Annotated in this window: 12 protein-coding genes and 2 pseudogenes; 3 read left to right on the top strand and 11 right to left on the bottom strand. The window is 70.6% G+C overall.

The genetic code is table 11. The features are described 5' to 3' along the window. Together AC2W7M_RS11955 and AC2W7M_RS11950 are read left to right on the top strand one after the other, a co-directional pair. A partial coding sequence (locus AC2W7M_RS11955; RefSeq protein WP_486132554.1) for a translocation/assembly module TamB domain-containing protein occupies positions 1 to 590 on the top strand: 590 nt, incomplete at its 5' end. After that, positions 500 to 1,201, top strand: a pseudogene (locus AC2W7M_RS11950) (translocation/assembly module TamB domain-containing protein); the annotation flags it as partial. The gene AC2W7M_RS11955 and the pseudogene AC2W7M_RS11950, both read left to right, overlap by 91 nt. 46 nt (positions 1,202 to 1,247) lie before the next feature. Here the strand turns inward: AC2W7M_RS11950 and AC2W7M_RS11945 are convergent. The 5 genes and pseudogenes from AC2W7M_RS11945 to AC2W7M_RS11925 form a co-directional block, all read right to left on the bottom strand. Further along, positions 1,248 to 2,093, bottom strand: a complete 846-nt coding sequence (locus AC2W7M_RS11945) for a fumarylacetoacetate hydrolase family protein (RefSeq protein ID WP_486132553.1) — start codon at positions 2,091 to 2,093, stop codon at positions 1,248 to 1,250. Between the two features lie 45 nt (positions 2,094 to 2,138). Beyond that, positions 2,139 to 2,875 (bottom strand): annotated as a pseudogene (locus AC2W7M_RS11940) (SDR family NAD(P)-dependent oxidoreductase). Continuing rightward, positions 2,872 to 4,131 carry an ABC transporter substrate-binding protein gene (locus tag AC2W7M_RS11935; RefSeq protein ID WP_486132552.1) on the bottom strand — a complete coding sequence of 420 codons (1,260 nt, stop codon included), beginning with the start codon at positions 4,129 to 4,131 and terminating at the stop codon, positions 2,872 to 2,874. Before AC2W7M_RS11935 ends, AC2W7M_RS11940 begins: the two are co-directional and overlap by 4 nt. A gap of 35 nt (positions 4,132 to 4,166) precedes the next feature. Next, positions 4,167 to 4,931, bottom strand: a complete 765-nt coding sequence (locus AC2W7M_RS11930; RefSeq protein ID WP_486132551.1) for an acetoacetate decarboxylase family protein — start codon at positions 4,929 to 4,931, stop codon at positions 4,167 to 4,169. A gap of 46 nt (positions 4,932 to 4,977) precedes the next feature. Beyond that, on the bottom strand, positions 4,978 to 6,168 hold the full coding sequence (locus tag AC2W7M_RS11925; RefSeq protein ID WP_486132550.1) for an alpha-hydroxy acid oxidase: 1,191 nt from the start codon (positions 6,166 to 6,168) through the stop codon (positions 4,978 to 4,980). A 182-nt stretch (positions 6,169 to 6,350) separates the two neighbouring features. On the opposite strand from AC2W7M_RS11925, the gene AC2W7M_RS11920 reads away from it, so the two are divergent. Next, entirely contained in the window at positions 6,351 to 7,229 is an 879-nt protein-coding gene (locus AC2W7M_RS11920) for a GntR family transcriptional regulator (protein ID WP_486132557.1), read from the top strand. Between the two features lie 127 nt (positions 7,230 to 7,356). On the opposite strand, the gene AC2W7M_RS11915 is transcribed toward AC2W7M_RS11920, so the two are convergent. From AC2W7M_RS11915 to AC2W7M_RS11890, 6 genes are all read right to left on the bottom strand, one after another. Next, on the bottom strand, positions 7,357 to 8,058 hold the full coding sequence (locus AC2W7M_RS11915; protein ID WP_486132549.1) for a response regulator: 702 nt from the start codon (positions 8,056 to 8,058) through the stop codon (positions 7,357 to 7,359). Next, positions 8,055 to 8,300 carry a sensor histidine kinase gene (locus tag AC2W7M_RS11910; RefSeq protein ID WP_486132556.1) on the bottom strand — a complete coding sequence of 82 codons (246 nt, stop codon included), beginning with the start codon at positions 8,298 to 8,300 and terminating at the stop codon, positions 8,055 to 8,057. Before AC2W7M_RS11910 ends, AC2W7M_RS11915 begins: the two co-directional genes overlap by 4 nt. Beyond that, positions 8,300 to 8,959 carry a sensor histidine kinase gene (locus AC2W7M_RS11905; RefSeq protein WP_486132548.1) on the bottom strand — a complete coding sequence of 220 codons (660 nt, stop codon included), beginning with the start codon at positions 8,957 to 8,959 and terminating at the stop codon, positions 8,300 to 8,302. The genes AC2W7M_RS11910 and AC2W7M_RS11905 overlap by 1 nt, the downstream gene beginning before the upstream one ends. Then, positions 8,956 to 9,693, bottom strand: a complete 738-nt coding sequence (locus tag AC2W7M_RS11900) for a DUF4118 domain-containing protein (protein ID WP_486132547.1) — start codon at positions 9,691 to 9,693, stop codon at positions 8,956 to 8,958. The genes AC2W7M_RS11905 and AC2W7M_RS11900 overlap by 4 nt, the downstream gene beginning before the upstream one ends. Then, complete coding sequence (locus AC2W7M_RS11895; RefSeq protein WP_486132546.1) at positions 9,627 to 10,775, bottom strand: sensor histidine kinase KdpD; 1,149 nt, start codon at positions 10,773 to 10,775, stop codon at positions 9,627 to 9,629. The genes AC2W7M_RS11900 and AC2W7M_RS11895 overlap by 67 nt, the downstream gene beginning before the upstream one ends. Positions 10,776 to 10,793: 18 nt before the next feature. Beyond that, positions 10,794 to 10,954 (bottom strand): potassium-transporting ATPase subunit C (locus AC2W7M_RS11890; RefSeq protein WP_486132555.1); only part of this gene is annotated, 161 nt, incomplete at its 5' end.

Genomic DNA, 10,954 nt, shown 5'->3' with positions numbered 1-10,954 from the left:
CGCCGCGCGCCGGCGGCACGGCGCGCGTCACCGACGCCCGCTTCACCGACAGCGTGAACGGCGTGAGCCTGACGAACATTCAGGCCGTCCTCAACGGCACGGACCGCTCCGTGACGCTCGCCGCGCTGTCCGCCCGCACCCCGAACGGCGGGAGCCTGACCGGCCGCGGCAGGTGGGGCTTGATCCCCGGCGCCGGTCTTCCGGGCCGCATCGAGGTGGATCTCAGCAATGCGGGCCTCGTCAGCAGCGAGCTCATGCGGCTGGTGGCGGAGGGCCGCGTGGCCGTGGACGGCGCCTTCGCCCGCGCCCCCCGCCTCACCGGCCGCCTGGTGGTGCGTTCGCTGGACGTGAACATTCCGGACCAGCTCTCCGGCGGCGCGGCGGCGCTGAATGTGCGCCACGTGAACGGCCGCCGCCCGCCATCGCCGGCACGACGGCGCGGCGGCCGGCGGCGCGGACCGCCTCTGGGGCTGCCTCCAGGAGTTCCAGGGGTGCCAATGCGGGCATGCCGCTCGATCTCGTCGTCTCGGCGCCCAACAACGTTTTCGTGCGCGGCAGGGGACTTGCGGCGGAACTGGGCGGCGAGTTGACGCTCCGCGGATCCACCGCCAACCCGACCACCCTCGGCGCCTTCGAGATGCGGCGCGGCACCTTCGACATTCTCGGCCGGCGCCTCACCTTCAGCCGCGGCAAGATCTCCTTCAGCGGCACTATGGATCCCGACCTCGACTTCGTGGCCGAGACCACGGCCAACGACATTACCGCGCAGATCCTGGTGACGGGTCAGGCCTCCCGGCCCGACATCACCATCACCTCCAATCCCACCTTGCCCCAGGACGAAATCCTCTCGCGGGTGATGTTCGGCCGCTCGCTGGGCCGCCTCAGCGCCGCGCAGGCGCTGCAGGTCGCCCAGACCGTCGCGCAATTGTCCGGCGGCGACGGGGGCGTGCTGGAACAGATGCGGCGTTCGCTCGGCGTGGACAGCCTTGAGCTCGGCACGGACGCGGCGGGCACCGGCGCCCAGGTCGGCATCGGCCGACGCCTCAATGAGCGCATGCATCTCGGTGTGCGGCAGGGCACGACGCCGAATTCCAGCCAGGTCACGGTGGACATCGACGTCACCAAGAACATCCGCGTCCAGGGCGCCACGAGCGCCGACGGCGCCGCCGAGGTGGGCATCGGCGCCCAGTGGGACTACTGACGGGGGCCAGGCTGCCGACGCGTTTGCTCGCCCGGGCGGCCCGGCGTCACCTTTGGACCGTCACCTGCTGCCGCTGCCGGCCGAGCCCGGCGATTTCGAGTTCCACCACGTCCCCCGGGCGGAGCCAGACCGGCTCGGGCTTCATCCCCATGCCGACGCCCGGCGGGGTGCCGGTGGCGATGATGTCGCCCGGCAGGAGCGTCATGTAGCGGCTGCAATAGGCGACGATCTCGCGGACGCCGAAGATCATCGTGCGGGTGTTGCCGCTCTGCATGCGCCGTCCGTTGACGTCGAGGCGCATGGCGAGGTTCTGCGGGTCGGGCACCTCGTCTTTGGTGACGAGGAACGGCCCCACCGGGCCGAACGTGTCGCAGCCCTTGCCCTTGTCCCATTGGGAGGACTGCATCTGGAAGGCGCGTTCCGAGACGTCGTTGACGACGCAATAGCCAGCCACGAAGTCGAGCGCATCGGCCGCATGCACATGGCGGGCGGTGGTGCCGATCACGACGCCGAGTTCGACCTCCCAGTCGAGGCGGGTCGAATGGGGCGGCTGGATGATGGCGTCGTCCGGCCCGCACAAGGCCGATGGTGCCTTGAGGAAGATGATGGGCTCGTCCGGCACCGCCAGTCCCGCCTCGGCCGCATGGTCGGAATAGTTCAGGCCGATGCAGACGAACTTGCTCATGCCGCTGTAGGGAACGCCGAAGCGGGGCTGGCCCTTCACCTGGGGCAAAGCGGCGGGATCCACTGCGGCCAAGCTCGCGAGGCCTTCGGGTGAGATCTCCCGCGGGCCGATGTCGGCGCAGATGCCGGAGAGATCGCGCAGCCGGCCGTCCGCGTCGACGAGGCCCGGCTTCTCCGCGCCCGGGGTGCCATAGCGGCAGAGCTTCATGGTCGTTCATCCCACATTGAAGGAAACCGATGCGGAGCCGGGCCGTCAGGCCACCGTCACGCCTGCGTCCACCGTCCAGGCGGCGCCGTTGACGTGGGCGGCTTCCGGCGAGAGCAGAAAGGCGACCACGCCCGCGACATCGTCCGGCGCGCCATATTCCGCGGTGCCGGCCCGGCGGATGCCTCCGGCGGCCGCCGCCTTCTCGTCGAGGGCGCGGATCATCCGCGTCTCCACCGGGCCGGCAGGACGGCATTGACGCGGATGGCAGTGCCCGCCACGTCCAAGGCGGCGACGCGGGTGAGGCCGAGCACCGCATGCTTGCTCGCCACATAGCCGGCGAGCCCCGGCCGTCCGCGGATGGCGGAGGTGGATGCGGTGTTGACGACGGCGCCCCGTCCCCGCGGCCGCATCCGTGCCAGCACATGCTTGAGCCCGAGAAAGACACCGCGGACATTCACCGCCATGACCGCGTCGAAGGCCTCGTCCGGATAGGCGAAGATGGGCGCCACGGCCCCCTCGATGCCGGCATTGTTGGCGAAGAGGTCGACCGGCCCGAGCCGCGCCTCGGTCGCGGCCACGAAAGCCGCGACCTCCGCAGCGTTCGAGACGTCGGCGGCGAGGAAGAGGGCGGCGCGGCCCGCCTTTTCCACCAGCCGCGCCGTCTCGGCCCCGAGGGCCTCGTCCTGGTCGACCACGGCCACGTCGTGGCCAGCGGCGGCGAGCTTCAGGGCGATGGCGCGCCCGATGCCGCCGCCGCCGCCCGTGACCAGCGCGACGCTCACGACTTGACCAGCGGACAGCCGCCTTCGGCGAGCGGACGCCACACCTGCTCCGGCGGGATCGACTTGACCACCGTGTAATAGTCCCACGGATACTTGGATTCGGCCGGCGTCTTCACCTGGAACAGGAACATGGGGTGGATCTTGCGGCCGTCGATCCGGATGGAGCCCTTGCCGAACAGCGGGTCGTCGGTGGGCAGCGCCTTCATCTTGTCCACCACCGCGACCCCGTCCGTGGCCCCGCCGACGGCGGAAACGGCCTTGAGATAGTGCAGCGTGGAGGCATAGGCCCCGGCGTGCAGGGCGCTGGGATAGCGCCCGTCATTGCGCGGTGCGAAGCGCTTGGTCCAGGCGCGCGTGCCCTCGTTCAGGTCCCAATAAAAGGATTCGGTGAACTGCAGCCCCTGGGCCACCTTGAGGCCCAGCGAATGCACGTCGGTCACGTAGAGCACGGTGGCGACGAGGCGCTGGCCGGCCTGCGGGATGCCGAACTCCACCGCCTGCTTGATGGAATTGATGGTGTCGCCGCCGGCATTGATGAGGCCGACCACCTGGGCGCCGGAGGCCTGTGCCTGCAGCAGGAAGGAGGAGAAGTCCTGGGTGTTGAGCGGCGCCCGGACGCCGCCGATCACCTTGCCGCCGGTGCGGGAGACGACGTTCTTCACGTCCTGCTCCATGGCATGGCCGAAGGCGTAGTCGGCGGTGAGCGTGAACCAGCTCTTGCCGCCCGACTGGACCACCGCGGTGGCCGCCCCGGTGGCGAGGGCATAGGTGTCGTAGGTCCAGTGGATGGTGTTGGGCGAGCAGGCCTTGCCGGTGAGGTCCGAGGAGGACGGGCCGGAGGCGATCATCACCTTGTTCTTCTCGCGGGCGATGGTGGCCACCGCCAGCGCGACCGCCGAGTTCGGCACGTCCACGATCATGTCCACGCCTTCGGTGTCGAACCACTTGCGGGCGATGCCGGCGGCGACATCGGCCTTGTTCTGGTGGTCGGCGGCGATCACCTCCACCTTCAGCGGCTTCCCGGCGGCGTTGAAGTCCTCGACCGCCATCTGGGTCGCCAGCACCGAGCCCTTGCCGGTCACGTCCGCATACAGGCTGGACATGTCGGTGAGCACGCCGATCTTGATCGGCTTCGGTTCCTGCGCCGCGGCCATCGCCGGCATCGCCAGGATGAAGGCGCCGGCCGCGAGCGCGGCGCGGCGGGAGATGGCCGGAGCGGTGCGGCGCCGGAGCGCCGGGTCGGTCTTTCGGATCATGTGGTTCCTCCCTCGCATTCTTGTTCTGGCGCGGCTCAGGGAATGAGCCGCTTGAGCAGGCGTCGATCCTCGACGGCGAAACCGCCGCCATAGACGTCGGAGACCATGAACTGGGCCGACAGGATTTCCGGAGCGAGTTCGGTCAGGGGATCGAACGCGCTCTCAAGCAGCGTCATGGATGCCCGCCCGGCGACGGGCGCCGCGTAGGCGATGGGGGTGCGGCGGTAGACGATGTCGGCATAGGCCGTCTCCAGCCGCTCGGGGTGCGGCAGGCGGCGCACGTGGATCTCGCCGCCCGGCTGCTCGCTGCCGTCCACCAGGCGCACCACGGGCGCCTGCGGGTCGGGCGTGAACGACACCTCGGCGAGCGGCACCCCGCGCCGGATCACCGCGCTCTCTATGGCGCCGCTTTCGGCCTCGTCGAAGCGGTAGGTGCAGTCCTTCTTGGTGTAGCCGAACAGCTCCCGCCCGGCGGCGATGCCCATGGGGTCGGAGCAGTACATGTAGATGTGGGTCTGGGTGAACAGGTCCTCGTAGCGCACCGCTACCGTCACCATGAGGTCGAACATGCGGCCCTGATGCAGGGAGAGGGTGTGGCCGGGCGAAGCCATGAAGCGGAAGGCGACGCGATCGTTGACCAACTCGAACGGCGTGTCGGCAAGCAGCGCCTGCGTCTTGACGGGATCGACGCGGGTCATCACCTCGAGCGTGCGCAGGGCGCATTCCCACTCCACCGGGTAGGCCGGGGAATAAGGCGGATTGACCCCACTGCCGGGGTGCATCGGGTACTTGCCGAACATGCTTCCTCTCCTGTGATGGAGCCCCCTGCGCGGGGGTATCGTGCGTTCAGACCGGCTCCGGCAGGCGCGGCGCCGGTACGGGAGGCGTCGGGGCGCGCACCACCGTGCGGGCCGCGTCGGCCAGGTCCGTGATGCCGCAGAGCGCCATGGTCAGGTCCAGCTCCCTGCGGATGAGGTCGAGGCAGCGGGTGACCCCCGCCTCGCCCATGGCCCCGAGGCCGTAGAGAAAGGCCCGGCCGATCATGACGCCGCCGGCTCCGAGCGCCAGCGCCTTCAGCACGTCCTGGCCGGAGCGGATGCCGCCGTCGAACAGCACCTCCGCCCGCGCGCCCACCGCCTCGGCGATCTGCGGCAGCACCGCGATGCTCGACGGCGCGCCATCGAGCTGGCGTCCGCCATGATTGGAAACGACGATGGCATCCGCGCCCGCCCGCACCGCGGCCCGGGCATCGTCGGGATCCATGATGCCCTTCAGGACGAGCTTGCGGTCCCAGATGCGCCGCAGCCAGCGCACATGGTCCCAGTTCAGCGTCTGGTCGAACTGCTCGGCGACCCAATAAGCGAGGGAGGAGGCATCGCTCACCCCCTCCGCGTGGCCGACGATGTTGCGGAAGGTGCGCCGTTCGGTCCGCGCCATGTTGAGGCACCAGCGCGGCTTCGTGGCGAGATTGGCGAGGTTGCGCAGCGTCGGCCGGGGCGGCGTCGAAAGCCCGTTCCGGATGTCCAGATGGCGCTGCCCCTGCACCGGCAGGTCCATGGTGAGCACCAGCGCCGCGCAGTTCGCCTCCCGCGCCCGGGCGACGAGCCGCTCCATGAAGGCGCGGTCCTTCATCAGGTACAGCTGGAACCAGAAGGGCCGCGACGTGTGGGCGGCCACATCCTCGATGGAGCACACACTCACCGTCGACAAGGTGAAGGGCACGCCGAAGCGCTCGGCTGCGCGCGCGGCGAGTATCTCCCCGTCGGCCCACTGCATCCCGGCGAGCCCGGTGGGCGCGAGCGCCACCGGCATGGTGACCGCCTCTCCCAGCATGCGGCCCGACAGGGTGCGGCGGGAGATGTCGATGCCGACGCGCTGGCGCAGCAGGATGTGGGCGAAGTCCGCTTCGTTTGCCCGGTAGGTCGCGCCGGTCCAGGAGCCGCAATCCACGTAGTCATAGAACATGCGCGGCACGCGCCGCGCCGCAAGGCGGCGGAGGTCCTCGACCGACGTGATCGCAGCGTCCGGAAATGTCACGCTGGCAGTTCCTGTGGAGTGAAAAAACGTACTTTGAATCCAAAGTAGTTTTGTGTTAGAGGCCATGTACCGCGCGATGTCAAGGGTGCGGGCGCACCCCTTGCGTCCGGGCTGCAGCGCCGGTAGGCGCGGTCGCGGACACGCCGAGACGGAGAAACGGAGCGGATCATGGGGGGAGCGAAATCCCGCGGGGGGCGGACGGCGCGGCGGGTGGCTCCCTGCAGGACCGGGCCTATCTCCAGCTTCGCGACATGATCGCAGCCGGCCAGATCCGACCCGGCGAGCGCCTGCTGGAGGCGGAGGTGGTGCGCGCCTTCGGCATCAGCCGGTCGCCGGCGAGACAGGCACTGGAGCGGCTGCGCGAGGAAGGCGTGGTCGAGCCGCTCGAAGGGCGCGGCTACCGGGTGCCCGGCGGCGAAGCATCCGAGTCCGCAGTGCTCGATCCGGTGGACGTGTCGGCGCCCCGGCAGTGGGAGCGCATGTATCAGGAGGTCGAGCAGGAACTGTTCGTGCGCACCCTGTTCGGCTCGGTGCGGCTGAACGAGCTGCGCCTCGCCGCGCATTTCGGCGTCAGCCGGACGGTCACGCGGGATCTGCTGGCGCGCATGCATGGCGTCGGCCTCATCGCCAAGGACCATGCCGGCCACTGGATCGCCGAGCAGATGACGCCGGATCGCATCCGCCATCTCTACGAGCTGCGCTGCCTGCTGGAGCCGGCCGCCCTGCGCCAGGCTGCCCCGCGCGTGCCTGTCGCCGTGCTGGCGGACATGCGCGCCCGCATCCTCGCCACCCGCGCTCAGACGCCCATCAGCAGCACGCGCTTCGACGAGGCGGAAACCGATCTCCACATCACGCTTCTCGGCTATTGCGCGAACCCGGAGATCATGCGTGCCCTGAAGCGCACGCACCTGCTGTTCGGCCCCACGCGCCACCTCTTCGACCCGTTCCTGGGCATTCCCATCCGGCTCATCGTGGCGGCGCTGGACGAGCACCTCGAGATCATCAACCTGCTGCTGGACGCCAAGCCGGAGCGGCCGCGACCGCGCTCGAGGCCCATCTGAGGGACGCCGTGGAGCGCTGGCTCCGCCGTTTCGAGATCACCGCCAAGGGCAAGCCGATCCCCGTTCCGCCCTATCTCCAGGCCGTGGCCGACTGAGGGCCGGCTTCCCTGTCCCCCCCCGGCGTCCGTCAGCCCTCCCTGAGCCGGTAGCCGACGCCGGGCTCGGTGATGATGAAACGCGGGTCGGCGGCATCGTCGCCCAGCTTCTCGCGGATATGGCCGATGGCGATGCGCAGATAGTGGGTGTCGTCCACATGCGCCGGGCCCCACACGGCGGTGAGGAACTGGCGGTGGGCGACGAGGCGGCCGGGATGGCGCGCCAGGAGGGCGAGCACATCGAACTCCTTGCGGGTGAGCTTCACCTCGCGCTCGTCCACCCGAACCGTGCGGCTTGCGAGATCGACCACCAGCGCGCCCAGCACCCGCTGCGCCGGCTCCGCCGTGCGGTCGTTGCGGGCGCGCAGCAGGGCTCGCAGGCGGGCCAGCAGTTCGCCGACGGCGAACGGCTTGGTCACATAGTCGTCCGCTCCGGCATCGAGGGCCGCGATCTTCTCGGTTTCCCGGTCGCGCACGGACAGGACCAGAATCGGCACGCGCGACCAGTCCCGGATGGCGGCGATCACCGCCTTCCCGTCCATGTCCGGCAGGCCGAGGTCGAGCACCACGCAGTCGGGCGCGGAGGTGGCGGCGAGCTCGATCGCCTGCCGCCCGCGCTCGGCCTCGGCCACCTCGTAGCCGCCCGAGCCGAGGGCGATCCTGAGGAAGCGGCGGATGGGGGCATCGTCCTCCACCACCAGAATGCGGGCGGGCGCTGGGTCCGGGTGCGTCATGTTCCGTCGTCGATGGGTGCCGCGGCCAGAGGCAGCCGCAGCAGGATGGTGGCGCCCCGCCGGCCCGGTCCCTGAAGTGCGCTGGCCGTGCCGCCATGAGCCTCCACCAGCCCGCGCACGATGGCAAGGCCGAGGCCGGTGCCGGCGGGCCGCCCGTCGCCTTGGGTGACGCGGTGGAACAGATCGAACACCTTTTCCCGCTCGCCTTCGGGGATGCCCGGCCCCTCATCCGTGACGGTGATCAGCGCCTCGGCGCCTTCGGCCCGCGCCGACAGGGTGATGGCGGTGCCCGGGGGGCATATTTGGCGGCGTTCTCGATCACGTTGGTCAGCGCCTGGCCGATCAGCACAGGGTCCACGTTCAGCATGGGCAGCTCGCGCGGGATCTGAACCTCGAGCCGGTGGCCCGCGAGGATGCGGGACAGATCGGAGCGCACGCGCCCGACGATCTCGGCGAGGTCCACCGGCGCGCTCTGGGGCCTCAGGACCCCGTGCCCGAGGCGGGTCATATCGAGCAGGTTCTGCACGTAGCGGTCCAGCCGTCGCGCCTCGTCGAGGGCGGTGCCGATAAGTTCGCGCCGGTCCTCCCCGCTGAGGGCTCCCTCATCCTCCGCGAGCGAGGAGACGGTGCCGATGACGGTGGCGAGCGGGGTGCGAAGATCGTGGCTCACGGAATTCAGCAGCGCGCCGCGCAATCGCTCGCTCTCGGCCGAAACGCGGGCATCGGCCAGCGCCTCGGCGAGGCGCACCCGCTCCACCGCCACCGCCACCTGGTCCTCCACCGCGAGCAGCAGCCGGCGGGTCTCGGGATCGAGGCTGCGGGTGCGGTCGCGGAACCGCACGCCGATGACGCCGAGCGGATTGTCGCCCGCGGCGAGCGGCACGAACAGCCATTCGCTCATGGGAAGCGTGGCGGTGCCGGAGCGGCCGGCTCGTTGCGCTCATAGGCCCAGTGTGCCGCCCCCTCGGCGCGCGCGTCGAGCTCCTCGATGGAAGGATGGCCCTGGACCTGCTCCAGCCTCCCCGTCGGGTCGGGCATGAGGATCAGGGACTGGCAGTCGAGCGTCGCCGCGATGTGATAGGCGGCGGCCCACAGCACGTCGTCGGATTGGCTCGCGGAGGCGATCTTGCGGGCGAAGTCGTAGAGCGTCTCGGTGCGCCGCTGGGCCGCGCGCATGCTCTCCACCTGGGCCTTCAGCCGGCCGGCGAGCGTTCCGGTGAAGACCGCGCCGACGAGGAAGACGAGGATCGACACCACGTCCTCGGGATTGCTCACGGCGAGGGTGAAATAAGGCTCGGTGTACAGGAAATTGTAGGCCATCGAGCCGAGCGCCGTGGCCACCAGCGAGGCGCCGAGGCCGTATTTCGCGCCCACCACCAGCACCGCGGTGAGATAGATGGCGGAGATCGCGCCGCCCGGGATCGCGTCCCATACCCCGATCGGCCAGGCCACGAGGCTCGCCGCCGCGATCACGGCCACTGCCGCCACATAGCCGCGCCAGTCCGGGCGGATCAGCGCAGCTCGCGTCCTGGCGTGCCGGTCGAGCGGGCCGTGGGGGGTGACGACCGTCACCTCGAAATCGGTGGCGGTGTCCAGAAGGCGGTCGGCCACCGGCTCGCGGAACAGCCCCGCCACCTTGCCCCACCAGGAATCATGGGCGCGCGGGCGGCCGATGACCACGCGGGAGACGTTCCGGCTCCGGGCAAAGCGCAGCAGCTCGGCGACCGCGTCGGATTCCGCGTGGAGGGTGACGGTCTCCGCGCCCAGCGTCTCCGCGAGGCGCAGCGCTTCCATGGTGGCGGCGCGCGCGCCGCCGGCAGGGTCTCGTGGCGCGGGGTGAGCACCGTGGCGACGATCCAGGGGATCTTGGCCCGGTCCGCCATGCGCCGTCCCGCCCGCACCAGGGTCTTCGCCACCGGCGCCTCGTTGACGCAGACCAGCAGGCGCTCGTCGGTCGGCCACGGCCCCTTCACCGCGTTGGCCCGCATGTAGGCCAGCATCTCGGCGTCGACCCGGCTCGCCGCGGTGCGCAGCGCCAGCTCGCGCAGCGCCGTCAGGTTGCCCTTGGAGAAGAAGTTCTCCAGCGCGCGGCCCACCTGCTGCGGCACGTAGACCTTGCCGTCCTTCAGGCGCTTGATCAGCTCCTCCGGCGGCAGGTCGATCAGCTCGATGTCGTCGGCGCGCTGGAGCACGTGATCCGGCACCGTCTCGCTCACCCGCACCCCGGTGATCCGGGAGACGATGTCGTTGAGGCTCTCGATGTGCTGGATGTTGAGCGTGGTTGTCACGTCGATGCCCGCGTCCAGCACCTCCAGGACGTCCTGCCAGCGCTTGGGATGGCGCGCGCCGGGTGGGTTGGTGTGGGCCAGTTCGTCGATCAGGGCGAGGGCCGGGCGGCGGGCGAGAAGGCCGTCGAGGTCCAGTTCGCTCAGGCTCTGGCCGCGATACTCCACCGACCGGCGCGGCAATTGCTCCAGGGTGCCGAGGAGCGCCGCGGTCTCCGACCGGCCGTGGGTCTCCACCAGCGCCACCACTACGTCGACGCCCGCGAGCTGCCGCGCCCGCGCCTCCTCCAGCATGGCGAAGGTCTTGCCCACGCCGGGGGAGGCCCCCAGGAAGACTTTCAGGCGTCCCCTCCCGCCGAGGCCGCGGTCCTCCGTCCGCGCCGCCTCCAGGAAGGCTTCGGGCGCGGGGCGCTCCTCGGGGGTGGGCGGCATCTGTCTACGCCTCGTCCGTCACCGCTTCAGGCCATCGAGCGCGAGGTTCAGCGCCAGCACGTTGACGCGGGGCTCGCCCAGAACGCCGAAGGTGCGGCCCATGGTATTGCGCTTCACCAGCGCGCGCACCTCGTCCTCGGACAGCCCGCGCGCCCGCGCCACCCGCCCGGCCTGGAGCG

This window comes from Xanthobacter sp. BG11Y11_SDJG (assembly GCF_057364445.1).
This window is presented reverse-complemented; position numbering and strand designations above follow the sequence as displayed.